Origin of the sequence: Prochlorococcus marinus str. MIT 9302, assembly GCF_000759975.1 — a bacterium.
In the GTDB taxonomy this organism is placed as follows: Bacteria; Cyanobacteriota; Cyanobacteriia; order PCC-6307; family Cyanobiaceae; genus Prochlorococcus_A; species Prochlorococcus_A marinus_M.
Window position 1 is genome coordinate 162,865 of record NZ_JNAM01000005.1, and the last position, 26,668, is coordinate 189,532.

29 protein-coding genes are annotated in these 26,668 nt (G+C 28.9%); 12 read left to right on the top strand and 17 right to left on the bottom strand.

What is annotated here, in order from left to right; genetic code table 11:
• The first annotated feature begins 37 nt into the window (after positions 1-37).
• Positions 38-2,071 (top strand): DNA primase, encoded by a 2,034-nt coding sequence (gene dnaG / locus EU96_RS06710; RefSeq protein WP_032526135.1) that lies wholly within the window; start codon positions 38-40, stop codon positions 2,069-2,071.
• A gap of 16 nt (positions 2,072-2,087) precedes the next feature.
• On the opposite strand, the gene EU96_RS06705 is transcribed toward dnaG, so the two are convergent.
• The 5 genes from EU96_RS06705 to EU96_RS06685 all read right to left on the bottom strand — a co-directional run bounded on the left by EU96_RS06705 (position 2,088) and on the right by EU96_RS06685 (position 5,134).
• Positions 2,088-2,555 (bottom strand): hypothetical protein, encoded by a 468-nt coding sequence (locus EU96_RS06705; RefSeq protein ID WP_032526136.1) that lies wholly within the window; start codon positions 2,553-2,555, stop codon positions 2,088-2,090.
• A 10-nt stretch (positions 2,556-2,565) separates the two neighbouring features.
• A complete protein-coding gene (locus tag EU96_RS06700; RefSeq protein WP_032526137.1) occupies positions 2,566-3,852 on the bottom strand; it encodes a Y-family DNA polymerase in 1,287 nt (428 codons plus the stop codon).
• Positions 3,849-4,265: a LexA family protein gene (locus tag EU96_RS06695; RefSeq protein ID WP_032526138.1), complete on the bottom strand. Its 417-nt coding sequence runs from the start codon at positions 4,263-4,265 to the stop codon at positions 3,849-3,851. Before EU96_RS06695 ends, EU96_RS06700 begins: the two co-directional genes overlap by 4 nt.
• A gap of 100 nt (positions 4,266-4,365) precedes the next feature.
• Positions 4,366-4,782, bottom strand: a complete 417-nt coding sequence (locus EU96_RS06690; RefSeq protein ID WP_032526139.1) for a 23S rRNA (pseudouridine(1915)-N(3))-methyltransferase RlmH — start codon at positions 4,780-4,782, stop codon at positions 4,366-4,368.
• A gap of 19 nt (positions 4,783-4,801) precedes the next feature.
• Positions 4,802-5,134: a hypothetical protein gene (locus EU96_RS06685; protein ID WP_032526140.1), complete on the bottom strand. Its 333-nt coding sequence runs from the start codon at positions 5,132-5,134 to the stop codon at positions 4,802-4,804.
• Positions 5,135-5,190: 56 nt separating this feature from the next.
• Between EU96_RS06685 and rsmA the strand changes: the two genes are divergently transcribed.
• The 6 genes from rsmA (at position 5,191) to secF (ending at position 10,857) form a co-directional block, all read left to right on the top strand.
• Complete coding sequence (rsmA, locus tag EU96_RS06680) at positions 5,191-6,015, top strand: 16S rRNA (adenine(1518)-N(6)/adenine(1519)-N(6))-dimethyltransferase RsmA (protein WP_032526141.1); 825 nt, start codon at positions 5,191-5,193, stop codon at positions 6,013-6,015.
• A gap of 11 nt (positions 6,016-6,026) precedes the next feature.
• The gene (gene ispE / locus EU96_RS06675) at positions 6,027-6,962 is read left to right on the top strand and encodes a 4-(cytidine 5'-diphospho)-2-C-methyl-D-erythritol kinase (RefSeq protein WP_032526142.1); all 936 of its coding nucleotides are present in this window, start codon (positions 6,027-6,029) and stop codon (positions 6,960-6,962) included.
• Between the two features lie 22 nt (positions 6,963-6,984).
• On the top strand, positions 6,985-7,287 hold the full coding sequence (locus EU96_RS06670; protein WP_032526143.1) for a DUF3082 domain-containing protein: 303 nt from the start codon (positions 6,985-6,987) through the stop codon (positions 7,285-7,287).
• Positions 7,288-7,466: 179 nt separating this feature from the next.
• Positions 7,467-8,450, top strand: coding sequence for a pyruvate dehydrogenase complex E1 component subunit beta (locus EU96_RS06665; protein ID WP_032526144.1), 984 nt, complete (start codon positions 7,467-7,469; stop codon positions 8,448-8,450).
• Positions 8,451-8,453: 3 nt separating this feature from the next.
• On the top strand, positions 8,454-9,923 hold the full coding sequence (secD, locus tag EU96_RS06660; protein WP_032526145.1) for a protein translocase subunit SecD: 1,470 nt from the start codon (positions 8,454-8,456) through the stop codon (positions 9,921-9,923).
• 19 nt (positions 9,924-9,942) lie between these two features.
• Positions 9,943-10,857, top strand: coding sequence for a protein translocase subunit SecF (secF, locus tag EU96_RS06655; RefSeq protein WP_032526146.1), 915 nt, complete (start codon positions 9,943-9,945; stop codon positions 10,855-10,857).
• A gap of 204 nt (positions 10,858-11,061) precedes the next feature.
• Here the strand turns inward: secF and EU96_RS06645 are convergent, their stop codons facing one another.
• From EU96_RS06645 to mnmH, 3 genes are read right to left on the bottom strand one after another with little or no spacing between them, the layout of a single operon-like run.
• Positions 11,062-12,105: an AI-2E family transporter gene (locus tag EU96_RS06645; protein ID WP_032526148.1), complete on the bottom strand. Its 1,044-nt coding sequence runs from the start codon at positions 12,103-12,105 to the stop codon at positions 11,062-11,064.
• A gap of 13 nt (positions 12,106-12,118) precedes the next feature.
• Positions 12,119-12,472, bottom strand: coding sequence for a photosystem II reaction center protein Psb28 (psb28, locus tag EU96_RS06640; RefSeq protein ID WP_032526149.1), 354 nt, complete (start codon positions 12,470-12,472; stop codon positions 12,119-12,121).
• 60 nt (positions 12,473-12,532) lie between these two features.
• Positions 12,533-13,576, bottom strand: a complete 1,044-nt coding sequence (gene mnmH, locus EU96_RS06635; protein ID WP_032526150.1) for a tRNA 2-selenouridine(34) synthase MnmH — start codon at positions 13,574-13,576, stop codon at positions 12,533-12,535.
• 34 nt (positions 13,577-13,610) lie between these two features.
• Between mnmH and EU96_RS06630 the strand changes: the two genes are divergently transcribed.
• Together EU96_RS06630 and EU96_RS06625 are read left to right on the top strand one after the other, a co-directional pair.
• Entirely contained in the window at positions 13,611-14,330 is a 720-nt protein-coding gene (locus tag EU96_RS06630) for a GUN4 domain-containing protein (protein WP_032526151.1), read from the top strand.
• Between the two features lie 49 nt (positions 14,331-14,379).
• Positions 14,380-14,814: an ATP-binding protein gene (locus tag EU96_RS06625; protein ID WP_032526152.1), complete on the top strand. Its 435-nt coding sequence runs from the start codon at positions 14,380-14,382 to the stop codon at positions 14,812-14,814.
• Here the strand turns inward: EU96_RS06625 and EU96_RS06620 are convergent.
• From EU96_RS06620 to glnA, 3 genes are all read right to left on the bottom strand, one after another.
• A complete protein-coding gene (locus tag EU96_RS06620) occupies positions 14,793-15,056 on the bottom strand; it encodes a DUF6439 family protein (protein ID WP_032526153.1) in 264 nt (87 codons plus the stop codon). The two genes, EU96_RS06625 and EU96_RS06620, sit on opposite strands and share 22 nt — an antisense overlap.
• 12 nt (positions 15,057-15,068) lie before the next feature.
• The gene (locus EU96_RS06615; protein ID WP_032526155.1) at positions 15,069-16,124 is read right to left on the bottom strand and encodes a class I SAM-dependent methyltransferase; all 1,056 of its coding nucleotides are present in this window, start codon (positions 16,122-16,124) and stop codon (positions 15,069-15,071) included.
• A gap of 102 nt (positions 16,125-16,226) precedes the next feature.
• Complete coding sequence (glnA, locus tag EU96_RS06610; protein WP_032526156.1) at positions 16,227-17,648, bottom strand: type I glutamate--ammonia ligase; 1,422 nt, start codon at positions 17,646-17,648, stop codon at positions 16,227-16,229.
• A 215-nt stretch (positions 17,649-17,863) separates the two neighbouring features.
• On the opposite strand from glnA, the gene EU96_RS06605 reads away from it, so the two are divergent.
• Positions 17,864-19,048 carry a pyridoxal-phosphate-dependent aminotransferase family protein gene (locus tag EU96_RS06605; protein WP_032526157.1) on the top strand — a complete coding sequence of 395 codons (1,185 nt, stop codon included), beginning with the start codon at positions 17,864-17,866 and terminating at the stop codon, positions 19,046-19,048.
• Here the strand turns inward: EU96_RS06605 and EU96_RS06600 are convergent.
• Positions 19,023-19,538, bottom strand: a complete 516-nt coding sequence (locus tag EU96_RS06600) for a nucleoside deaminase (protein ID WP_032526158.1) — start codon at positions 19,536-19,538, stop codon at positions 19,023-19,025. The genes EU96_RS06605 and EU96_RS06600 overlap by 26 nt on opposite strands.
• A gap of 43 nt (positions 19,539-19,581) precedes the next feature.
• On the opposite strand from EU96_RS06600, the gene EU96_RS06595 reads away from it, so the two are divergent.
• Complete coding sequence (locus EU96_RS06595; protein WP_032526159.1) at positions 19,582-20,967, top strand: pyridoxal phosphate-dependent decarboxylase family protein; 1,386 nt, start codon at positions 19,582-19,584, stop codon at positions 20,965-20,967.
• A gap of 2 nt (positions 20,968-20,969) precedes the next feature.
• On the top strand, positions 20,970-21,107 hold the full coding sequence (locus tag EU96_RS10200) for a hypothetical protein (protein ID WP_193741307.1): 138 nt from the start codon (positions 20,970-20,972) through the stop codon (positions 21,105-21,107).
• On the opposite strand, the gene EU96_RS06590 is transcribed toward EU96_RS10200, so the two are convergent.
• The 5 genes from EU96_RS06590 to pyk are packed head-to-tail and all read right to left on the bottom strand — an operon-like array spanning position 21,100 to position 26,668.
• The gene (locus tag EU96_RS06590; RefSeq protein ID WP_032526160.1) at positions 21,100-22,608 is read right to left on the bottom strand and encodes a GTP-binding protein; all 1,509 of its coding nucleotides are present in this window, start codon (positions 22,606-22,608) and stop codon (positions 21,100-21,102) included. The two genes, EU96_RS10200 and EU96_RS06590, sit on opposite strands and share 8 nt — an antisense overlap.
• Position 22,609: 1 nt before the next feature.
• The gene (gene lspA, locus EU96_RS06585; RefSeq protein ID WP_032526161.1) at positions 22,610-23,065 is read right to left on the bottom strand and encodes a signal peptidase II; all 456 of its coding nucleotides are present in this window, start codon (positions 23,063-23,065) and stop codon (positions 22,610-22,612) included.
• Entirely contained in the window at positions 23,065-23,634 is a 570-nt protein-coding gene (locus EU96_RS06580; RefSeq protein WP_032526162.1) for a biotin transporter BioY, read from the bottom strand. The genes lspA and EU96_RS06580 overlap by 1 nt, the downstream gene beginning before the upstream one ends.
• 15 nt (positions 23,635-23,649) lie before the next feature.
• Positions 23,650-24,882: an ABC transporter permease gene (locus EU96_RS06575; protein WP_032526163.1), complete on the bottom strand. Its 1,233-nt coding sequence runs from the start codon at positions 24,880-24,882 to the stop codon at positions 23,650-23,652.
• On the bottom strand, positions 24,875-26,668 hold the full coding sequence (gene pyk, locus EU96_RS06570) for a pyruvate kinase (RefSeq protein ID WP_032526164.1): 1,794 nt from the start codon (positions 26,666-26,668) through the stop codon (positions 24,875-24,877). The genes EU96_RS06575 and pyk overlap by 8 nt, the downstream gene beginning before the upstream one ends.

Genomic DNA, 26,668 nt, shown 5'->3' on the forward strand with positions numbered 1-26,668 from the left:
CAATTAAATCATTATTTATTTTTTGATTAAAATCTCAATGGTTCATTCTATACACCCAAGAACTATTCAAGAGGTTAAGGAAAAGGCAGATATTGTTGACGTTATATCCGAACATATTGTTCTAAAGAAGAAAGGCAAGGAATTTGTTGGGATTTGTCCTTTTCATGATGATACTAAGCCATCTATGACAGTATCACCAACTAAACAATTCTATTATTGTTTTTCTTGTGGTGCTGGTGGTAACTCTATTAAATTTTTAATGGAATTTACTCGTGCAAATTTTTCAGATGTTGTACTTTCTCTTGCAAAAAAAAATAACATTAATGTTGAAAATCTTGAGGGTCCCCAAGTAGAAGCGTATAAAAAACAATTATCTAGAAAGGAAGAGCTTTATAAAATATTGAGAGTCACTAAAAATTGGTTTAAGTCTCAATTAAATAATTCTCTTGGTGTTGAAGCTATGAACTATTTGACATCCAAGAGAAATTTAAGAAATAAGATTATTGATAACTTTGAATTGGGTTTTGCTCCAAATTCATGGAATGATTTATATAACTATCTATCCAATGTAGAAAAATTTCCTATTAATCTTATATTGGCTTCAGGTCTTGCAATTTCTAAAGATAATTCTGACAAGATTTATGATCGTTTTAGAAATAGATTAATTGTTCCAATACATGATATTCAGGGAAGAGTAGTTGCCTTTGGAGGAAGATCTCTTGATGGTCAGGAACCTAAATATCTTAATTCTCCTGAATCAGAGATATTTGAAAAGGGAAAAATGTTGTTTGCATTTGAAAAAGCTTCAAGCAATATTAGAAAAAGAGATAAAGCAATTATTGTTGAAGGATACTTTGATGTAATTTCTCTTCATGCAAAAGGTATTACTAATTCTGTAGCTGCCCTCGGTACCGCATTAAATAAGTATCAAATTTCCCAACTATGTAGATGTACAGATAATAAAAATATAATCTTGAATTTTGATTCTGATAATGCAGGAATATTAGCTACAAAAAGAGTAATAAAAGAAGTCGAAAGCTTATCTCTCCATGATCAAATTAATCTTAAGATACTTCAAATTAATGATTTTAAAGATCCTGACGAATATTTGAATAGTCATACTCCTGAAGATTATTTTAATTTAATTGATAATTCATCCTTTTGGATCGATTGGGAGATTGATCAGATCTTTAAAGATAAAGATTTAACTAAGTCTGAGATTTTCCAGAGTGTTATTTCTTCATTGGTAAAATTGTTGAGTAAATTACCTCAATCATCAACCAGAACTCATTACCTACAAAAAATTTCCGAACGATTAAGTAAGGGGCAAGCTAGGTTAGCAATACAGTTTGAACAAGATTTAAGAAATCAAGTTAAGGGATTTCGATGGCATGGTAGATCAAAAAAATTTGAACAACCAAATGAAATTTCTCGTCGTGAGAAAAATGAATCGGAAATAATTTTTTATTATTTGCATTGTCCTGATCTTAGACTCTTTATTCGTGATGAATTTCTTAAAAGAGAAATTAATGGTTTTAATACTAAATATATTCAAAATTTATGGGAATCTATCTCAAAAATTGAACAAAATACTTTGGGCTTAAATTATTTAAATGAATTAAAACAAACAAATAATCAAATTCTTCAAAAAGATTTTTCTGCTATTAACCTAATTTCACTCTTGCCTGACTACTTAGATCTCAATAATCCTGAATCATCAAATAAAATTAATATTTTTGTTAATCCAAATGAGTTGTTTCTAACATTGCTTAGTAATCCTAAAGACAATTTACTTGGAACTTTATCACTTCTTGAAAAATATAATTCTCTAAAAAGATGTAGACACCTGATAGAATCTTGGGGATCTCAAAGATTAAAAACTTTAGAAAACTGTATTTCTATCTTAATTGATAATCCATCTTCAGTTTCCTCAAATACAAATAAAGAAATAGATGATCTTTTTAAAGATTTAAACTCAGACGCGATTAAATTTCAGGAATTATATTACTTAGAAAGACAACATATAAATTTTTTAGACAAACAACGCTGTGGTAATTTCATTGCTAGTTAATATATTTTCTTTAAATTTATAGGCAGTATTTTTTAATCATGTTTTTTACCTTTTTGGGTTTTTCTTCAAGAATATAAGCCTCTACTTCTTTTGCATATGTCCCAGAAAAATTGGAAGTAGAGAACTCTAATGCTTTCCTCTTACTTTGATGTAATTTACTTTCTAAATTTTTTATATCCCCCACTATTTTATTGTTATTACATTTTTGTATAGCATGAGTTGCTTCATGTCTTAATGCTTTTCTTATTGCTAATTCTGTTTTGAAGTTATCTTTGTTTGGTCCTTTCTTTTTATTTCTATAATTTGTTTTCCTTTTTGCATTTTCAGTACATATTATTATTTTATTTTCTTCAAAATTATATAGTCCTTTTATTTCTTTGTTTAAAAGACATTCAATTTTATTCTCTTCAACTATGTAGTTTGCTTTTATTAATAAGTCAAGAATTTCTTTATCTAATTTGCTTAAAAATATTATAAATTCCATTTTATTTTGTTTACTTCACTATAGTTGGGATTTGTTCTATATCAGTTGTAGATGAGCGACTTAAGAAATTATTATTCATCGTCCAACTTTGTGGTTTTTTTGTAATAGCCCATGTAATTGCATTGTTATGAAATCTTTTATTTAATAAATCAATCGTTCTCATAAGAGTTATTGATTTTTTTAGATCTTTCTGAGATTTATAATTGATAACTGATTGCTGTAAATATTTGCTATTAGTTAAATCCTTCATTAAAACACCAGCTTTTGAGAATTTATATTCGGGATTATAAATTTCTTTAGATAATTCAACTACTATTTTTAAAATATTATTTGTGTCATCTGTTGCATTTGTAAGTTTTCTATGAGCACTTCTTTGATAATTTTGACTTGAATATTTACTGGTTCTGGCAAATACTCTAATATCGGATGATTGCAAATTCTGACTTCTCATTTTTTCAGATGCTTTTATTGCGTGAGTCGCCAGTGCTTGAGTTAAGTCTTCTAATTTTGTGACAGGAGTACCGAAACTCCTGCTTACCTGAATTTCTTTTTTTGATTTCTTGTTTTTTTCTATAGGCAGACATTTATAACCTTTCAGTTCTAATTGCAATCTTTTCCCTATAATGCCTAATTTCTTAATAATTTCATTTTCTTCTATATCTCTTAATTCTCTCGCATTTTTAATACCTTTACTTTGTAACCAATTAGAGGTTTGTTTCCCGACTCCCCATATCTTATCTACACTAATACTTTTCAAATAATTATTCTCATTTCTAGTTCTAGCTAAATCAAATATTCCAGCTGAATAGTCAATATTTTTAGCTAATGTATTGGCAATTTTTGCTCTTACTTTATTTTCTCCTATTCCTATTGTTATGTTAATCCCAAGATTCTGATATGTTAATGATCTTATGCTTCTTGCCCAAGGATATAGATTTTTATCATTAGGTCTAGAAATTGAGACAAATGCTTCATCAATAGAATAAATTTCCATCTGTTCACAGTAGTTTTTTAGTAAATTCATTAGTCTTCTGCTCATATCGCCGTAAAGCGAGTAGTTTGAGCTTAAGACTGCTACATTTAATTTATTTAATCTTTCTTTAATCTTAAAATAAGGAGTTCCCATTTTAATTTTTAAAACTCGCGCTTCAGGACTTCTCGCAATGATACATCCGTCATTATTAGATAAAATTACTACTGGTTTGTTTCTTAAATGAGGATTAATATTTTGTTCACATGACGCGTAAAAATTATTAGCATCTATAAGAGCTATAGCATTAATACTTGAAATTCTCATAAATAACTATGTATTGAATAAATAACAACTCCCCATATCTGTACATCAATATGGTTTTGAAATCTAAAATCAGGATAATTAAGATTTTCTGCTTTTAAATATAATTCATTATTTTTTATAGATAATCTTTTTATTGTAAATTCCCCGTCTATCATTGCAATGATAATATTCCCTGGCCTGGCTGTTAAACTCTTGTCTACTATTATTAAATCTTTATCTTTAATTCCTGCATTTATCATTGAGTCACCTTTAACTCTAAGAAAAAAAGTGCTAAACGGATTAGATATTAAATGTTCATTTAAATCAATATTCTCTTCCGTATAGTCATCAGCAGGACAAGGAAATCCGGCTGATACTGAATCAGTTAATAATGGGATTTTAGACTTTTTAATAGTTGAACCAAAGGAATCCAAGACTTAAATTAGCAGTATATATGTACTATATAATAAAAATCAAAAAAAAATAGTTAGTTGTTAGCCTTTTATAAATTTAATTTAGATTAAATCTAATTTTTTAAGAGCGATGGTAAGGGGAGTTATTAGATATGGAAATAGCTCTATAGATTTGCTCGATTAGGATTAATCTAGCTAATTCATGAGGAAAAGTTAAAGGGGACAGACTGAATATAAGATCTGAATTTTCTTTTACTTCTGAACTAATTCCATCAGTATCACCGATTAAGAAATTAATTTTTTTATTTTTAAAATTTAATAGTAAAGAACATAGTTCAACTGAATTAAACTGCTTCCCTTCTTCACTTAGGCAGATAATAATATTGTTATTGGATCTAAGATTATTTAAATTAAAAGTCTTTAACTCATTAATGATAAGTTCTGGCATTCTTTTTTTGTATTGATTAATTCCATCTCTAATCCAAAGTTTCTTTATTTTGCCGATAGCATAAATTGTTAATCTATTACTCTGAAGCATAAGAAAATATTAAATTTAATTATTCATCAAGAAGATAATTAAATTCATCATATAGTTCCTCTTCGGTTGTTAATTTCTTAGGATAATTATCATTTTTAGAATTCATATTAATTTGATTAAGCTCACTTTTTCTTAGTGAATGATTAGCGTTAGAAGTATCTTCTAAAGATTCTGAATTATCTATTAACGAATAAAAAATTTTATTAGGATCTTCTGAATTAAGTGGATTGGTGATTAAATTATCATTGTTAGGTATATTTGTGTAATTACTTATATTTTTACTTTCGTCATCTAAATTTTGATTTTTTTTTAATTTATTGAGTTTATCTAAATTTTTTTTTGATAAGCTCATGATATAAAGTATTAAATAAATTCATATTTAATTTAAACATATTATTTATCTTTTAGATGAATTCTAAAAACTATCATCAAAAAAAAAGATTTGGACAACACTGGTTGATAAATAAAAAAATATTAGAAAAAATTAAAGAAAATGCTGTTCTTAATGAAAATGACTTTATTTTAGAAATTGGTCCAGGTAAAGGAGCTCTAACATCTAAGTTATTAGATTCAGAAATTAAAAAATTACATGCGATTGAATTAGATAAAGATTTAATAAATTTATTAAATGATAAATTCAATAATAATGATAAGTTTACACTTCAGCAGGGAGACATTCTTTCTGTAAATTTAGATTCAATTAATAAGAAGGTTACAAAAGTGATTGCAAATATTCCTTACAATATAACTGGCCCAATATTGGATATTTTCATAGGGCGATTGGGCATTATAAGAAACTATAATTACGAAAAAATAATTTTTTTAATGCAGAAAGACGTTGTAGATAGGATTTTGTCAAAAGAAGGAAATCCCAATGCTGGTGCTCTTAGTATAAGAATGCAACTCTTATCAAAAATAAAAAGAATTTGCGATGTACCTCCTTCATCATTTAGTCCGCCTCCAAAAGTTTTTTCTTCTTTAGTAGTTTTCGAACCAATTAAAAATGATTTAAGATTAGACATTAGTATAGAAAAATACATAGATAAACTTCTTCGAATTTCATTTAATTCGAGAAGAAAAATGCTTAGAAATACTCTTAATTCAATACTTTCAAATGAAGAGATGAATCAATTATCTGAATCCTCAAAAGTTTGTTTTAATTTAAGACCACAAGATATTTCAATTGACCAATGGGTTAAGCTTGCAGAAAATTGTATTAAAATTAAAAAATAAAATTTAAGTATATGCAAGATTTAGCTAAAACGAAAATTATTATAAAATCTCCTGCCAAAATAAATTTGCACCTTGAAGTTATTGGTAAAAGAGAGGATGGATTCCATGAGTTAGCAATGATTATGCAAAATATTGATCTTTCTGATTATTTAGAATTTCAAATTAATAATGAAGGTTTAATTAAGCTTGAATCTGATTGTAATAATTTAAGCTTAGCTAGTGATAACTTAATTGTTAAATCGGCAAATCTATTAAGGAAAAAATTAAATATAGATTTAGGTGCGAATATATTTTTAAGAAAAAATATTCCAATTGGTGCAGGATTAGCTGGTGGATCCAGTAATGCAGCAGCAACATTAATTGGTCTTAATAAGTTATGGGATTTGAACTTAGATCAAAAAACATTATGTTCATTAGCATCAATGTTAGGATCTGATATTCCCTTTTTTATTAATGGAGGTATTCAATTATGTTTTGGGAGAGGCGAAATCTTGGAGAAATTAGATTCAAACTTTGAATATGGAGTTCTTCTTTTAAAAAATCCCAAAGTATCAGTATCTACAGCTGAAACTTATAAAAAATATAGTAATAAATTTTGTGATCAATATCTTACGAATAGAGAAAAGATTGAGAACATAAGAAAAAATTTAAGGGATAATGGTTTAAAAAATTTGAGTTTTGATAATAAACATTTAACTATAAAAAATGATTTGCAGTTAGTTGTTGAAAATGACAATGATTCTGTAAAGCAATCATTATATTTACTTTCTAAATTAAAGAATTGTCTGACATCTTCAATGAGTGGATCAGGACCTACTTGTTTTGCACTCTTTAAAGATATAGAGACTGCTAAAAAAGAATTATCGGCAAATTATAAATTATTTAAAGATAAAGGTTATGATGCATGGGTTTGCACTTTCCTTGAAATGGGAATAGCATTCATGTAAATTTTTTTTACGAAATATTATTTTGGCTGAAAACAATAATGAGAATATTGAAAATAATATTCCAGAAAAAGGACCATTAAATTTTATTGTTGGATCTTTAACCAGTTTCTTATTATTTATATTTTTTTATTTTTTAAGTAATAAAATTGCAATTTATTTTTCAATACATAAACCATCTAATTCTTCTGAAATAGTCCAAAATATTTCTTCTAGTATTAATACCTTAATAATTGGATTATCTTTTTTGCTAACTTTTTCATTTGCTTTTATAGGTATAGGACTTTTTATTGTATTTATACGCAGTTTTTTTCTGAAGAAAAGTTGAATTGCGAATATTATTAAGAAAATACTTTCTTTGAATGTCTTTACATGATCTAGGACTTTTAATACTTTTGCTTTCACCAGGAATGATTTTATCAATTTTACTACTTATAACTTTTGCTGAAGGAGGATAAATTAATCAAAGTGGTAGGATTACATATGTGATTAATTAGGTAATTAATTGTGGCTGGAACATTATTATTTAATGCTTTGAAAGAGGCAATTGATGAAGAAATGGCAAATGATGTAAATGTTTGCGTTATGGGTGAAGATGTTGGTCAATATGGAGGATCTTATAAGGTAACTAAGGATTTATATGATAAATATGGCGAGTTAAGAGTCTTAGATACTCCAATTGCAGAAAATAGTTTTACAGGTATGGCTGTTGGAGCAGCAATGACTGGGTTAAGACCAATAGTAGAAGGAATGAATATGGGTTTTTTGCTTTTAGCGTTTAATCAGATATCAAATAATATGGGTATGCTTAGATATACCAGTGGAGGAAATTATAAGATACCAGCAGTAGTTCGCGGACCTGGAGGAGTTGGTCGTCAACTTGGTGCTGAACACAGTCAAAGACTTGAAGCATATTTTCATGCAGTTCCTGGTATAAAAATTGTTGCATGCAGTACACCCACAAATGCTAAAGGTTTAATGAAAGCGGCTATAAGAGATGATAATCCGGTTCTATTTTTCGAACATGTTCTTCTTTACAACTTGTCTGAAGAATTACCTGATGGTGACTATACTTGTGCTTTAGATCAGGCTGACGTGGTAAAAGAAGGTAAAGATATTACTTTATTGACTTATTCAAGAATGAGACATCACTGCCTTAAAGCTGTTGAAGAATTAGATAATAAAGGAATAGATGTTGAGTTAATTGATTTAATAAGTCTAAAACCATTTGATATGGAAACCATCTCAAAATCAATAAGAAAAACAAATAAAGTAATTATTGTTGAAGAATGTATGAAGACTGGAGGTATTGGTGCAGAATTAATTGCCTTGATAACAGAAGAGTGCTTCGATGAACTTGATGCCCGGCCAATTAGATTATCTAGTCAGGATATTCCAACCCCGTATAATGGAAATCTTGAGAATTTGACAATAATCCAACCACATCAAATAGTTGAAAAAGTTGAAGATTTAATTAGTGGGAGTATATAGACAATGAAAAGAAGGCAAGGCTGGCTTTTTTTTATTTTATTTCTACTTACGTTATCTGTTTATCTATTAATAAATTATCCCTTACAGTTGGGATTGGATTTACAAGGTGGTTCTCAACTTACACTACAAATTATTAAAGAGGAAGGGAAGGTAACAAAGGATGAACTTGAAGCAGTTAATTCGGTTATAGATAGACGCGTTAACAACTTAGGTGTTTCAGAGTCTAACTTGCAAACCCTAGGTGGAGATCAATTGATTTTAGAATTACCTGGAGAACAAAATCCATTAGTTGCTTCAAGAGTTTTAGGTAAGACTGCTTTATTAGAGTTTAGGACTCAAAAAGAAGGAACTTCTACAGATTTAAAAACCTTGCAACTTCAGAGATTAAATATTAAAGAATTAATTGAACAATATTCCTCTTTAGAAAAAAGTCAATATGATGATAATTTTTTAAAGATTATTCAAGATGATCTTAAAGAGATTGAACAAGAATTAAATTACTCCTCTACTAGTAGTGATTTATATGGGAAGTTAATTGAAATTAAAAAGTATGTTGATAAAGAAATTACTAATTTATTTATTAAAACAGATTTATCTGGTAAGGATCTTATTAACGCAGGAAGGAGACAGGAACAAACAAATAGTAATTGGGAAGTTTTATTAACTTTTAGTAATTCAGGAGGTGAAAAGTTTGCAGAAATTACGAAGTCAATTGCGGGCACTAATCAACTATTGGCTATAATTCTTGATGGTGAATCAATAAGTGAAGCCAGTGTTGGTAATCAGTTTGCTAATACTGGGATTACAGGTGGATCAGCAACAATAAGCGGTAATTTTAGTGCTGAAAATGCTAGAGAATTAGAAGTTCAACTTAAAGGAGGTTCTTTGCCATTGCCAATTGAAATAGTAGAAACTAACACTATAGGGGCTCTGTTGGGATCGAAAAATATTTTAAAAAGTCTTTATGCAGCTATTAGTGGATTAATTTTTGTTGGTATATTTATGATTTTTAATTATAGAATTCTAGGTTTTGTTTCGGTTCTTTCTTTAGTACTTTATGGTTTCTTTAATTTAGCCTTATATTCTTTAATTCCTGTAACTTTGACTTTACCTGGAATATCTGGTCTTATACTTAGCATTGGTATGGCTGTTGATGCAAATATTCTAATTTTTGAGAGAATTAGAGAAGAATTATATGATGGTAATACTCTTATAAGATCTATTGATAGTGGTTTTCAAAGAGCTAATTCATCCATAGTTGATGGCCATATTACAACTCTTCTAAGTTGTTTTGTATTGTTTTTATTAGGAACAAATTTTGTTAAAGGTTTTGCTGCAACATTAGGTATTGGAGTCTTAATAAGCTTGTTTACCTCATTAAATTGTTCTAAAACTATTTTGCGATTTTTTACAACATATCAATCTTTTAGACAAAAAAATCTCTATCTACCCAGGAATAATTTTTCAAATTAAATTTTTTTCTTATTTTCCAATGAAATACAATCTTGAACTAATAAAAAATAAAAGAAAGATAATTGGTTTTTCAACATTTCTTATTTTGTTGAGTCTTTTAGGAATTTTATATTCTACTTTTAATACTTCTTATAAGAAACCTATAAATTTAGGGATGGATTTTGTTGGTGGAAATGAACTAAGAATAGAGAGAGTTTGTGAAGAGGAATGTTCTGATTTCTCCCCTGATTCACTTTTAGAAAATTTAAGAGAGATCTCTAAAAATAAAAACGTTTTAAATAATATTAAATTACAATTCCAAAATAATAATAAATTAATTTCAATAAGAACTCCTTATTTGAGTATCGAAGAATCAAATAATCTTATTACTAATCTTGATAATATTATTGGACCTCTAAATTATGAGAGTAAGGATTCAAGATTAATAGGTCCAAAGCTTGGAAAAAGATTACTTACTAATTGTGTTACTTCATTGTTAGTTTCATTATTTGCAATATCTTTATATATAACTATTAGATTTGATAAAAAATATGCACTATTTGCATTATTAGCTTTATTCCATGATTTATTAATTGTTTTCGGTATATTCTCCTGGTTGGGAATTATATTATCTGTTGAGGTAAATAGTTTATTTGCTGTGTCCTTGTTAACTATTGCTGGTTATTCTGTAAATGATACCGTTGTTATTTTTGATAGAATTCGTGAGAACTTAAAAATAAAGAAAGAAGGCTATAACGAAACTATTCAATTATCAGTTAACGAATCATTTAGGAGAACAACGTTTACCAGTATTACAACCCTTATCCCTTTATTAAGCATAATTTTGTTTGGATCTTACTCGCTATTTTGGTTTTCTTTGGCCTTATCATTAGGAATTATAGTTGGAAGTTATTCAAGTATTTTATTGGCTCCATCTTTGTTGCTTAAAGATTGAGCTCAAGCTTCTAATTTTATGAAATTGAATTACTATTTGATAATTTTATTTTCTTTAGTTTTAATAGATCTTTCTACTGAGCTAAGAATATTATTTGATCATTTTACTTTTAATTCATTATATTTTGCTATAGGAAAACATCCCTTAGCTTTCTTTATACTTTTTTCCTACCCATATTTATATAAAAAATTAATTAAGTAGTTTTTAAATATCTTTAAATGATTCTTTAATTAAAACCTGTATTACTACAGCTAATGGAAGAGATAGTATTAAGCCTAATGGACCAAAAATGAAGGTAAATCCAAATTGAGATATTAATGTTAAACCAGGAAGTAAGTTTGCTTTTTTCTTCATTATAGATGGCATTATTATATAGCTTTCAATATTTTGAATGATTACATATGCTCCTAAAACGGCCAGTGGTTTCCAAAAATTATCTAGTAGTGCAACTGAAATTGGAAATATACCGCTAATAACTGGACCTATATTTGGAATTATATTAAGAACCATTGCTATTAAAGCATTCGAGACAACATATTTGACATCTAATATAGACAAAACGATTAATGATAATAGACCTACTGATAATGAGCTTATGACCATAGAAAAGGTCCAATTTGATAATGCAATATTGCATTTTTCAAGAATATTTCTAAATTTGTTGCGATAATTTTTTGGAATTAATAGAAGTATATTTTCTTTATATTGTTTTGGTTCAATAGAAATCATCAAACTCACTGCTAATACGAATATTAATTTCAAAAGACCTGAACCCAGATTCCCAGCTATATTTATTAAATTCTTAAAACTTTCTTGAATAGCTTTTGCAATAGTTGAGGCATCTGGAATGGTAACTACATTATTTATAAGACTGAATATGTCTATAACATTTTCTGATTGTTCGCCATAAAATAGGCTATTAAATTTGTTCAGATTTGTATTAAGTAAAATATTTATTTTGGATAAACCATTTGGAATATCAACTAGTATTTCATTGAATTCTTTTACAAATGGAGGTAAAACTAGAATAAAAATAGTAAACACTGTCACCGATATAACTGTTAGTACAAAAAATAAAGATAGGGGTCTGGGAATGTTCAACCCTTTTTGTATTTGATTACATAAATTACATACAATATTTGAAATTACTAAAGAGCAAATTATTAGAAGTAAGAAGTCTCTTAAAATCCAAATTATTAAAGTAGTGATTAAAATTACTGCTAACTTGAAATATAATGGATTACTCAATTTAGATAATATTCTAATTCTTCTCAGAATATCCTAATCCATTTGATTTGGCATAACTATTTGCAAATCTCATAAATCTATCGAAGTCTGAAGTTTTCTTCCAAATATAAACAGCTTCTAAGAATATGGGTTCTCCATCGACAAACTTAACCTTAACTTCTCTCGTTAATATTTCACCTTCAGCATCAATCATACGCATACCCGTTATTTCTCCGTCTGTAATTGAAGATAATGCCTGAGGTTTCTCGAACAGAAATAATGCTTGGCCAGTTGTACCATCTTTACTCCTAGTAAGCCTTATTTCAGGAACTACAGGTTCATCAGTTCCTTTATAAAATTGTATTTTTGCAGTTTTATTTGCTGTCATAATGTTTCATTGATAATATTTTATTTTAAGAAATATTTTTTACTTTTGTTTGCAAATATTTTATAAAACATTATTTATTAACTCTAAGATCTTTTCATCATAATTTTTATCAGTTAAATCTAATAACGTTATGTTTTCTTTCCCAACCTTTTCATATTCATAACACCTATCGTAATAATCTAAAACTGATCTACATACTAAATCCCATTTCTCCTCATCAATTGATTCAAGAGCTATTTTTGTTCTTTGAGGACCTAATCTTTTTTTAATCCTTTGTACAGAGTTCTTAAGTTCCTCTTTTGTAAATACACTATAAGTATCTATTAACTCATTTAATCTGTTTGATTCGCTCCTTAAAATCTCAATCCTCCTTGATTTTTTCATCTGATTAAAGAATTCATGAGGTATTTTACATTTACCAATATTCGCACTTTCTGCTTCTACAAAAATATTATTATTAGTTTTAAAGGAATATAATTTTTCTGCTATTTCATTTTCAAATTGTTCGTTTGATGGTTGTTCTTTCATTCCTAAACCACCAAATGTGCTACCTCTGTGACAAGCAAATCCTTCAAGATCTATAGTTTGATATTTATATTTCTCTAGTAATGATAATAACCTTGTTTTCCCAGAACCTGTTTTCCCACCAATAATTACAATATTCCACTTTTTTGAGAAACAATCTAATATCCATCTCCTGTATGTTTTGTATCCTCGCTTAAGTATTATTGGATTTAATTTATATTTTTCTAGTAACCATGCAATACTTTGTGAGCGCATTCCTCCTCTAGAGCAATATATTCTTATAAATAATTCATTTTTATTGTTATCAGGAAAATTTTTATAAGAGTCAATACTCATAAATAAATTATCAAGAAAAAATTCTATTTTTTTTTCAAAAAATTTTAATCCCTCTATTACTGCTTTTTTTCTACCCTCTTTTTTATAAATTGTTCCAATAATTATTCTCTCATCATTATCAAATAATGGTATGTTAATAGAATTAGGCATATGTCCTTTATAGTATTCACTCGGGCTCCTAACATCTATAAGTGGTCCTTTAAAACTTCTAAATTTCTCTAGTTCTTTTCTTTTGAAATACATGGATAGTTTTTATTTCTAGGTTAATTTATTGAAAATGACTAACAACGAAAAAGATAACTATAATAATGCTACATTAGATTTGATAAAAAAATTTGTAGATTCTAATCAAAGAAAAAGATTAAATTTATTAACTCAATTAGAATCAGAAGTAGAAAATATTTTTAATATTGGACCTAGATTGTTTGAGATGTTTGATAGAGATGGAGACGACTGGGCTGCAGGCTGGTTATTGCAAGTTTTAAAAAAATATAAGCCAAATTTTTTTGAAAACAATAAATTCAATAATTGGTTTAATACTTATTCAGACGTTGATATTAATTATGATAAATTGCAATTGATATTAGTTGAGCAAGAATTTGAAGAGGCTGATAGATTAACAAGTTCATACCTGCGAAAATTAGCTGGAAAATTAGCTGAAAAACGTGGATATGTTTTTTATAGTGAGGTTAAGAATATTTCAGGTAAAGATTTACAAACAATAGATAGATTATGGACTATTTATTCTACTGGTAGATTTGGATTCTCAATTCAAGCAAAGATATTAAAATCAGTAGGGAAAAAATATGAATTAATGTGGCCGAAAATCGGTTGGAAGAAAAAAGGCCTATGGACTAGATATCCTTCATCTTTTTGTTGGTCATTGGATGCTCCTGATGGACATATGCCTTTAATAAATCAATTAAGAGGAGTAAGACTTATGGACTCAATCCTGCGGCATCCTGCTATAGCAGAGAGACATGACAATATTCTTTGATATTGAGGTATTTAATAAGTTAAAATTAAAATAGTATAAAAATATTATTATGTCCTTATCTCAGGGCAAAAATATTTTAAAAAAACTTTTTAATTGGCCAGGTATTAACTGGTCAAATTACGAATTTGAATCCTCATTACAATTAAATGAATTTGTTGATCAATTATTAGAACCAATTAATAATTCACAATCAACATATCTCATCAAACTTGGATTACATGAAGCTCTTGTTAACGCAGTAAAACATGGAAACAAATTAGATCCAACAAAAAGTATTAGAGTAAGAAGAATTATTACTCCTAATTGGTGTGTTTGGCAAATCCAAGACCAAGGTAATGGTTTAGAAATAAAAAAAAGAAACTATAAACTACCAAAAAAATTAAATAGTGTAAATGGACGTGGGCTGTATATTATTAATGAATGTTTTGATGATATTAGATGGAGTAGTAAAGGTAATAGGCTTCAGTTGGCTTTAAAAAGGTGATTTTTACTCGGACAAGGTTGATCGACGTTGATTTCTTTTAACCATTTAATACTTTCTTCCATATACGCAATAGTTTCTTTCTCATTACAAGAAATAATTAATTGGCATAACCCGGCTGAAATAAGTTCTGCAGATCTTTTGTATTTATTTCCTTTATCTTTATGCCATTTTGAATGATCAATTTTTAACTTGCCATTAAGATTTTGAACAAGCTTAATAGTATCTTTATCCCAATATGTCATAGAAGTTTTAATTTACTTTACAGCAGACCATACTTTGGTCATAAAAAAAGAATTTGACTTCACATTTTTAAAGCCTATTTCCTCAATTTTAGAGTTTATATCCTCATTTATGTAATCACAATAAAAAGGCTCATGAAAAGTTTTATAGAAGTTTTCCATTATGGATATAAAGTCAGGAGAATCACTTATTTGAATGGAATCAGCCAATACTAATATACCTCCTGGTTCAAGAACTCTGAAAAATTCATTCAATACTTTTGCTCTAATTGTTCTTGGTAGTTCATGAAATAAATAAACACAAGAAATGCATTGAAGACTATTATTTTCAAATGGTAATTCTTCAGCGTTACCTTTTATTAATTCTATTAAATCACCATATAAATCTGAAATATATCTGCTTGCTTCCTTTAAGTATGAATCAGATAAATCGATTCCTATAATTTTTTCTTTTGGGAAAGCTACCCTTAATTGTTTTAAAGTCCTACCTGATCCAGTAGCAACATCTAGAATTTTTATAGAACTTTTTTTTCTATCACTAAACTTTTCAAGTCCTTCTTTTATTGGTTTAATTATTCTTCTCCTCATAGAGTCAGCACTTCCATTAAATAGTATCTCTACTTGTAAATCGTAAATACTTGCTGAAAAATCTGATAAATAACCATCTGTTTGATGATGAAAGTTTCTCAAGTAATATTGAGGATAATTATTTTTTTCAACGGAATTTGGAAGATCATCAAAGTTTTGTTTTCGGCGTCTATCCCATGTATAAGGCATATCTAACCAAATTTTAGGATATTGAATTAAATATCTAAGCCAAGGTTCATCAAACAATAATTTTTTTGGATATATATTTTTTTCAGCGTCATTCCAATCTTCTTCTCTTAAGTTATCCATTGAATTTTGGATTTGAATTAAAAGATCCTTATCTATAAGAAAATCTTTAAGTTTCGAATCGGGAAGAATAAAATTCATTATCCTTGAACTTATTTGTTTATGTGCAAATCCCGCTATGCTTTTACTCTGCTGGAGCGTTTTATATGCAATTTTTGAAATAGATTCTCTAGCCATTTTTAAATTTATATATATATATTCCAACAAAAAAAAAATCAATTTGAGAATATTTTGTGATATTTCTCAAATTGATTTATAAGAATAAAAAGATTTTTTTATTTAAGCGTCATAGTACATAAAGAATTCATGTGGATGAGGCCTCTGTCTTAATTGTTGTACCTCTTCGTATTTTATATCGATAAAGTTATCAATAAAATCTTCAGTAAATACTCCACCAGCTAGAAGATAATCCTTGTCAGCTTTTAGTGCGTTAAGTGAATCATTTAGAGATGAAGGTACGGTATCAATTTTTGCCAGTTCATCGGCTGGGAGTTCGAATAAATCAACATCAACTCCATCACCAGGATCAATTTGATTTTTGATTCCATCAATACCAGCTAGCATCATTACAGAGAAAGCTAGATATGGGTTGGCTAGTGCATCACCTGATCTAAATTCTAATCTCTTAGCTTTTGGGCTTGGCCCAGTTAATGGTATTCTGACTGCAGCAGATCTATTACCCTCAGAATAAACTAGATTTACTGGAGCTTCGAATCCTGGAACCAATCTTTTATAACTATTTGTAGTTGGATTAGTAAATGCTAAGAATGATGGAGCATGTTTAAGTATGCCTCCGATGTACCATCTAGCTGTTTGAGATAAATTTGCATAGGCACCTTCACCAAAGAATAGTGGCTGTCCACTCTTCCATAAACTTTGGTGAACATGCATTCCAGTTCCATTATCGTTAAATACAGGTTTAGGCATAAATGTTGCAGTTTTCCCATACTTTTTAGCTACGTTTCTAACCACGTATTTATACGTCATAACGTTATCGGCAGCATTTATTAAAGAATCAAATTTCATTCCAAGCTCATGTTGGCCGGCACCAGCAACTTCATGGTGATGTTTTTCTGTAGGGATACCTAATTCACCCATAAGAAGAAGCATCTCAGATCTGATATCTTGCGCAGTATCATTTGGAGCTACTGGAAAATATCCTTCTTTATACTGTATTTTGTATCCTAAGTTTCCACCTTCTTCTATTCTCCCTGTATTCCATGGAGCTTCAATCGTATCTACACTATAAAAACAACCTCCTTCTTTAGAGTCATATCTAACATCATCAAATAAGAAGAATTCTGGCTCTGGTCCAAAAAATGCAGTATCTGCTATACCAGTAGAGTCTAAATATTTTAAAGCCTTTTGAGCTAAAGCTCTTGGACATCTATCATAAGGCTCCCCGCTTCTTGGCTCTTGAATAGAGCAAATCATACTTAGAGTTTTATGTTTATAAAAAGGATCGATCCAAGCTGTAGTTGCATCAGGAACCATTGACATATCAGATGCATTAATTGCTTTCCAACCTCTTATTGATGAACCATCAAATGCTAGACCTTCAGTAAAAGAATCCTCTTCTATCATGTCTGATGTAAGAGTTAAATGTTGCCATTTACCATGAATATCTGTGAATTTTAAATCAATGAGTTCAATTCCTTCGTCTTTAATTTGACTTAAAACATCTTGTGGAGACTTAGACAAAACTTTTGTAATACCTATATATGAAATTAATAACTTGATGATTCTTATTATGTATCAACCGTAACTTTTTATAAGACTAGATGACTTCTTTCAGTGTTTCAAGTCATAAGTTTAATAATTGTTTACTTAAATATTTAAATTGAATGAATTTCTTTAAATAAATCTCGCTTATGTGGCGAAATTAGTCTAATTTAAAAGTAATTGGATGTAATGCTTTGACAGAAGCAAAACTTATTTCTGCTTTAAATGAAGAGAATTTAACTCATTTCTCAAAGACTTATGTTCCCTCTAGACTTTTATTAGGTCCTGGTCCTTCAAACGCACATCCAGAAGTTTTAAACGCTCTTTCCCTAAATCCAATTGGTCATTTAGATGAAGCATATATTTCATTAATGTCTGATGTTCAACAACTTCTAAGATATACCTGGCAATGCAATAATCGTCTTACTCTCCCAATGAGTGGTACTGGAAGTGCCGCTATGGAAGCTTCAATAGCGAATTTTATAGAGGAAGGAGAAAAAATTCTTATCGCTAAGAAAGGATATTTTGGAGACAGACTTGTTGATATGGCTTCTAGATATAAAGCAGATGTATCTGTTATGGAAAAACCTTGGGGTGAATCTTTTTCTTATGAAGAAATCAAGTATGAAATAGAGACTAAAAAACCAGCTATATTTGCTATTGTTCACGCTGAAACATCTAGTGGGGTTTTACAACCTCTTGATGGAATTGGTGATGTATGTAGAAAAAATAACTGTTTGTTTTTAGTTGACGCAGTTACTTCCCTTGGCGCTTTAGAACTATTGATAGATGAATGGAAAATAGATTTAGCCTATAGTTGTAGCCAGAAAGGTTTAAGTTGCCCGCCTGGATTAAGTCCTTTTACAATGAATAAGAGAGCTGAAGAAAAACTAAGTTCAAGAAAAACAAAAGTTCCTAACTGGTATTTAGATTTATCCCTTTTAAATAAATATTGGGGTTCAGATCGCGTTTACCATCATACCGCCCCTGTAAATATGAACTTTGCTATTCGAGAGGGTTTACGATTAATTGCAAATGAAGGTTTAGAGAATGTTTGGAATAGGCATAATACCAATGCAAGGAAACTGTGGAATGGTTTAGAAAGTCTAGGCATGGAATTACATGTATCAAAGGATTATCGATTGCCAACTCTTACAACAGTTAAGATTCCACCAGCAGTTGACGGAGATGGTTTTAGAAATCATCTTTTAAGAAACTTTGGAATAGAAATAGGAAATGGACTTGGAGAATTGTCTGGTAAGGTATGGCGTATAGGATTAATGGGCTATAACTCAAGTGAAGAGAATGTCGACAGATTATTAAACCTCTTTGATACTGAGTTAAAGAAATATTCTATTTTTGAGTCCTCAACTTTTTAAACCATAATTGTAAAATTTGACTGCATTCTTCTTCTAATATACCCCCTACAATTTCCATCTTGTGATGAGAGCTTTCATGCTTTGATAAGTCAATTGACCCTCCCAATCCACCTCTTTTCTTATCGTAGGCACCAAAAACAACTTTACCCATCCTCGCTTGAATAAGCGCCGATGCACACATGGTACATGGTTCTAAATTTGTGATAGTAATACATTCATTAAATCTCCAATCATTTTTTATTAGAGATGCCTGCCTCAGTGCCATTATCTCAGCATGACCTAATGGGTCTTTATTTACACTTCTCCTGTTGACCCCTCTTCCAATACATCTTCCTCTATCATCTAAAATTATTGATGAGATTGGTAGCTCAACTTTTCCAATTTCTTCTGATCTTCTTAATATGGAATTCATCCATTTAATGTAATTTAAATTATTTGTTATTTTATGTGGATCATTATTTCTATTTCCATTTTCAAAAATATTCCTCATTTAACAATATTGAGAATAGACTTATTAATAGATATCTTATCTGATGACTGAAGATTTAATTAATAAAAAAGATATATACTTTCCTTCGTATTTAGGGACTAACAATAACTCTATTACTCTCCTCAATAGAGCAACTCAAATTCTTTGTGACTGGTTCTCTAATGCCGAAAAATCTGGTCCATTAACCTTTGATGAGAATTTCAAGTGCTTAATGCCTGATGAGTATGGTGATTCTACAGAAGATTTGTTTTCTGAGATTCAATCCCTTCTGAATAATTCATTTAATCCCGTTCATCCGGGCTCTCTAGCTCATCTTGATCCCCCACCTTTGATTTTTTCTATTTTAGGAGATTTAATTGCTGCTGGTTTAAATAATAATCTTCTTGCTTACGAGTTGTCTCCAAGTGTTACTTTACTTGAGGAATCAATATGCAAATGGTTTGCAAAGAAAATAGGGTTTAATGATTCTTCAGGAGGCATAGCAGCCAGCGGAGGCACTTTAAGTAATTTGAATGCACTTATAGCAGCTAGATATAATGCTGGATTAGGTTCAGATCCTGATTCTGTATTACTTGTAAGTGAAGATGCTCATTCTTCCTTCATTAAATGCACAAGAATTATGGGACTTGCTGATACAAATCTAGTAAAGATTAAAACTGATAATAAAGGTTGTATGGATATAGATAATCTAAAAAAATCTTTAGATCAATGTTTAAGAAATAATAAAAAAATTTTTGCTATTGTTGCCACATTAGGAACAACTGTAAGAGGAGCAATTGATCCTATTAAGAATATAAGTGATATATGCAAAGAAAGAAATATTTGGCTACATATCGATGGCTCTATAGGTGGGATTTTTGGAGTAACATCTATTCCAATAGAAGGATTAAATAATATTCATCAGGCTAATTCCATAACAATAAATCCCCAAAAAATAATTGGTATTACAAAGACTTCTTCTCTGTTATTGGTATCAAATATGCGTACTTTGGAAAATACATTTTCAACTGGACTTCCATACATATCATCTAAGGAAAATATTGTAAACAGAGGAGAATTAGGTATTCAAGGTTCTAGACCTGCAGAAGTTATAAAACTTTGGCTTGGATTAAGATCTTTAGGTTTGAAAGGAATGGAAGACATCTTAACCTCATCAATTAATAGAAAAGACTTTTTTATAAAAAATATTAATAAAAATAAGTTTGAAATATATTCAGGGCCTCTACATATTATTTCATTCTTACCAAAGGGACTTACTACAAAAGACACAGATTTCTGGACGCAATCTAAAGTTAATGAACTAATGAAAAATAATTTTATGCTTTCTAGACCAAAATTTAAAGGTAAATATTATTTAAAAGTTGTCATGGGTAATTACAATACTAATGAATCTCATATTGAAGAACTTTTGAAAATTTTACACGCTTAACAATGAATATCGGTAGACCAAAAATTATTGCAATAGTAACAGGGTTTATATCTATAGCTATTTGTATTGCTTACTTACTTTTAATAACTATCTTTGATTTCAGAAATTATCTAAATGATCAATTGTCAAATTTTACATAGGAAATGGAGGCAAACTTTTATTCGATTTAGAATATTTTGTTATCTCAATTTTTGAAATAGCTTCTTTTATGAAGTTATTTAAAATGTCCTCTCTCTTACTTATTCTGTAGATTTTATCTACAACTTCTTGAATTCCTCCATCTCCCCAATCTTGCCCATTTTTAAAATATTCAATCAAACTTAGTCCTACTATTCTTATTAACCAGCCTGCTGTAATTGATTGTATCGATTTTGATATTATTATTTTAGTCAAACTTGTAGCTAAAGCAGGAGAAAGAATGGCGAGCCCACCTTTTAGTATTCCTTGTTTAGCCAATGCGCTTAGCAATGATTTCGATAAATCTTTTGCATCTTTTTTAGTAAGCTTTATTTCATATATTTTTGATAATTCCATTATCATTTGAAGATTAACCGAGGTAGTAGTAAGAAAATCAACCGCTGGAAGTGGATTAACTAGGATTACTCCTCCTGTTACCCACATATATTTATTAATCACTTTATTTGACATTAAGTATCTTTGTTCTTGTACGAAATTTTTACTTTTAATACCTAACTTATTTGAGCGAAAAAGGATATTATCTGCCAATAACTCTTCACCATTATTATCGAGCGTTTCAATTATTTCTTTAAATAAACTTCCTACCTCTGGAACTAAATTTATGGCATCTGATTTTACATAAGGAGATTGTTGAGGTACTGCAATTGTTTTAACAACTGAAATTTTGTTTTTTCTAGCAGAAGTTATAGAAATTATATTTTCTTTGATAAGGTTATTTTCATCTCTAGACCTTAAATCACATTTATTTAGAACTATTATTATTTTTTTTCCTATTTTCAATAATTCATTAATTAAATAGTTTTCGTATTTATTTATGTCCTGATCTAACACAAAGAGAACTAAGTCAGAATTTGATGCTTGTATAATTGTTGCTTTTTCTCTTTCTTCGCCTAACTTAGATGGTTCGAATAATCCTGGAGTATCAATTATATTAATGTTTCTTTTTAATATTGGGATACGAATTTTATAGCTATTAATTTGCTTTGTTGTACCTATTTTCGCTGATGTTTGTCCTACAATATTTTTCAATAAAGATCTTGCTATTGATGTTTTTCCTGAGGAACCTGCTCCAAAAAGAGTAACTTTATAATCTCCTGTTTTTAATTGTGACTCTAGTTTATTTTTTTGGTAATTTAACAATTCAACTTTTAGTTTATCGTTTATTTTTTTATTTATTTTATCGATCCCTTCCAAACTTATCTTGGCAGCACCATATGTATTCTTGAATGAAAGTGTATTCTTTTTATTTATGTATATAACTTTATAAACTATTTTCTTAAATAACTTTTTATCAATCTTATAAAAGATATACATAGTTATTATTAAAGATAAAAGCGTATAAATATTTACTATTCTTATTAAAATCGAAAATAAAATATATAGAATAAATATTAAAATAAAAAATTTAAAATACTTTAAATATTTTAATTTCAAGTAATTCATATTATTTTTTTTTTAAAATTCTAAAGATTATTATGATAAAACCAATATTAATGGAAATATCAGCAATATTAAATACTGGAAAATTTATAAAATTTAAATTAATAAAATCAATTACATAACCTTTTGCAATTCTATCTATTCCATTACCAATTGTTCCTCCAAGAAAAAAACTATATGAAAAAAGATCTATTAAATTTGAGGAGTTCTTCCTTAATATTAAATTAATAAGTATTATTGAAAAAATAATACTTATTATAGATAAAAAAATTCTACTTCCACTAAATATGTTAAATGCTGCACCGTAATTCTTTACGAAGTCCAATCTAAATAATAGAAAATCACTATTTACAAATATTTTGTAGTTAAAAAACATTAAATATTTTGTAAATTGATCAATTAGAATTACAAAAATACTCAAAAATAAAAAATATAATTTTGTTTGTATTTTATTAATCATTATTTATTATTTTTTAAATATTTTATAGGTCTAATTAGTAATATTAGTGGAATAAGCATTATTAAATGATATCCAATTTTACCTAAAGAGTATTTTGATATATTGTATAAAAAAATATTAAAATGATTGTAAAATATCATTTGTAAAAAGTTATATAATATTCCTGTTAAATGCAATGCAATTATTGCTAAGAATCCTTCTTTTAAAAAATTGCCAATATTTATTTTACTTTTTTTATTTAAATTATCAATTATTTTAATTAATGGATAAGTACCTAATAAATAACCAAAATTTGGAGTGAGCAAATATCCAAGTGAACCCCCTTCATAAAAAACTGGGGATAAAAATAAACCTATAATTAAGTAAAGAGAAAATGCTCTGAAAACTACTTTTTTATCAAATATAAGTGTTAATAAAATAATGGTTGGAATTTGCCATGTAATTGGTATCTCATAGCTATTAATAGATTTTTCTATAAATTGAAAAGGAATATAAACAGGAATCATTATTGATATTATTAATAATTGAAGAGTAACTAGTATCTCAATTAATTTATATAAATTGAGCATGATTATAATTTCTATTTATAAACTTCTTAATGCAACAATCGGGTCTAACTTAGAAGCTCTTTTTGCGGGCAAAACTCCAAAGATTAAACCTATTGATCCTGAAATGATCATGGTAGAAAGAGTTGTTGTAATACCTACAGATGCAGGAAGCGGTGTTATCAGAGATAAAACAAATACACCTGATAATCCAGTTGTTGTTCCTATTAATCCTCCAATTGTAGATAAAATCAATGCCTCTATTAAAAATTGAATTAATATATCTGACTGTTTTGCTCCTATTGCTTTTCTAAGACCTATCTCTTCAGTCCTTTCGCTAACAGAAACTAGCATAATATTCATTATTCCTATGCCTCCAACTACTAAAGATACTGCCCCAATACCTGCTAATAGAAATGTTAGCCCACTTGTTATGTTAGTTACTATGTTTAATGCATCTTCTTGTGATCTAACTGCAAAATCATCATCTCTTATTATTTTATGTCTCTGCCTTAATAGATTAGTAATTTGAAATTTTGCTGCACTTGTTGCATTTTTGTTTTTTGCTTCCACACTAATGAAGCTTAAACTTACCCCATATGTAGGATCCTTCCCAGTTATTCTATTAACCATTGTAGTTAAAGGTATATATGCATTTTTATCTTGATTACTTCCAAATACAGCTCCTTTAGGTTTTAATATTCCGATTATTTCATAAGTATGATCTTTAATTCTGATTTTTTCCCCAAGTGAAGAAGATTTATTTATAAAAAATTCCTCTTTAAGATCAGGACCTATTACTACATAACTTCTTGCACTGTTAACATCATTTTTTGATATAAATCTACCCTTGTCTACTTCAAAACTTCTAACATCTAGAAATTCAGGAGTGACTCCTGCAATTGAAATATTTAAGCTCTTAGAATTTGATTGGACAACTTCGTTAGCAGAGATTTGTGGAGCAACTTTTTTAACAGTTGGGACTTGATTACTAATTGCTAATGCATCTTCCAAAACTAGATTTTTAGGAAATGAAATACCTCTTCTTCTTGTGTCATTATTACCAGGAACAATAAATAAAACATTTGCACCTAAATTACTTAATTGGTTTTTTGCTAATGTTTGAGCACCTCTTCCAAGTCCAACAAGTGTAATTACAGATGCATTTCCTATAATGATTCCCAACATTGTCAAAGAACTTCTCAATTTGTTCGATACCAATGTTTTAGTAGCCATGCCTAAGGCTTCTTTTATTGATATGTTTCTAGACATATTTATATTTATCTATAGCTTCTTCATCATCTTCAATTTGTCCCATATAAATTACCCCTTCATTAAGCTGCAAGGTTACTAGGTCACCATTAATAATTTGATGATTATCAATGTTTTCTACATTACAAATTGTAGAGATCTTCTTATTATTTTTATTAAAAAATGCATATACATCATCTACCTTTTGATTGGTAACAATACCTGCAATATTTTTGCTCAATGGTACATTTTCCAATAATTCTTTTGGAACAAATAAAATTTCTCCTGGACATATTAATGACAAATCAAGCATAGTATTAATTTTTCTTGCTTTACCTGTAACTCCAATTTCACCTATCGAAATCCCTCTAGAAAGAATCTTTCTTACTAAACCAACTTTTATTAAATCTGTAGAACCACTTATACCAGTTAGTGTACCTGCAGTTTGAACCACTAAATCACCTTGATTCAAGATCCCCATTTCTTGAGCAATTTGCATAGCTAAACTAAATGTTTTGGCTGTTCTTTCATCATTATTTACTACTATCGGAGTAACGCCCCAAACTAATTGAAGTCTTCTAGCTACACTCCTCTCAGTAGTAGTCGCCAAAATAGGAGTTGGCGGCCTAAATTTACTAACATTTCGAGCAGTTGAGCCTGATTTTGTTAAAGGAATTATTGCTCCTGCATCTAGTTGTCTAGCTATATTACTTACAGCTGCGCTTATAGCATTTGGTATCGTGCTAGGTAAATGACTCTCAATAGCTTTGAGTGGATAATCCCTTTCAATTCTTCTTGCTATGGTGGCCATGGTTTGCACTGCCTCTACAGGATAATCACCAACTGCAGTTTCGTTTGAAAGCATTACGGCATCTGTACCGTCCAGTATTGCATTGGCAACATCGCTAACTTCAGCCCTAGTTGGTCTTGGATTAGAAGCCATTGAATCAAGCATTTGAGTCGCGGTAATTATTGGTATACCTAATGTATTTGCTTTTCTTATTAACTCCTTTTGTAAAAGTGGAACTTCTTCAGCGGGCATTTCTACTCCCAAATCCCCTCTTGCAACCATTACACCATCGCATAAAGGTAATACAGTATCAATTTGATCAATTGCTTCAAATTTTTCAATTTTTGCAACTACTGGTGTTGAATGACCATTTTTGTTAATTAAATCTTTTATTTCGTTAATATCGGATGGATTTCTTACGAAACTTAGGGCAATCCAGTCAACTCCTTCAGATAATCCAAAATTTAAATCCTCTTTGTCTTTGTCTGTTAATGCTTTTACAGATAATTGAACATCTGGGAAATTTACACCTTTATTATTTGATAGAACACCACCAACAGTAACTAAACATTCCAAAAGATTGGCTTTAGTATCTACTTTCTCAACAATCATCTCAATTTTACCATCATCTAATAGTATTCTTTTCCCTTCACTAACTTCTTGAGAAAGTTTCTCGTAAGTTACGTTTGCAATAGTACTTGAACATTCAACTTCATTAGAGGTTAGTGTAAATTTATCCCCTTTTTTTACTTTTACTGGACCATCCTTGAATCTTCCTAATCTAATTTTAGGTCCTTGAAGATCTTGTAGAATTCCAATATCAATATCTAACTTTTTTGATACCTCTCTAATAGTTTTAATTCTCTCTGCGTGATCTTTATGATCTCCATGTGAGAAATTTAATCTGAATGTCGTTACTCCAGCTTTAATTAAATCTGTAATTATCTCTTCCGACTGAGTTGCAGGCCCAATAGTTGCTACAATTTTTGTTCTTCTTTTTAAATCAATATTCGACAT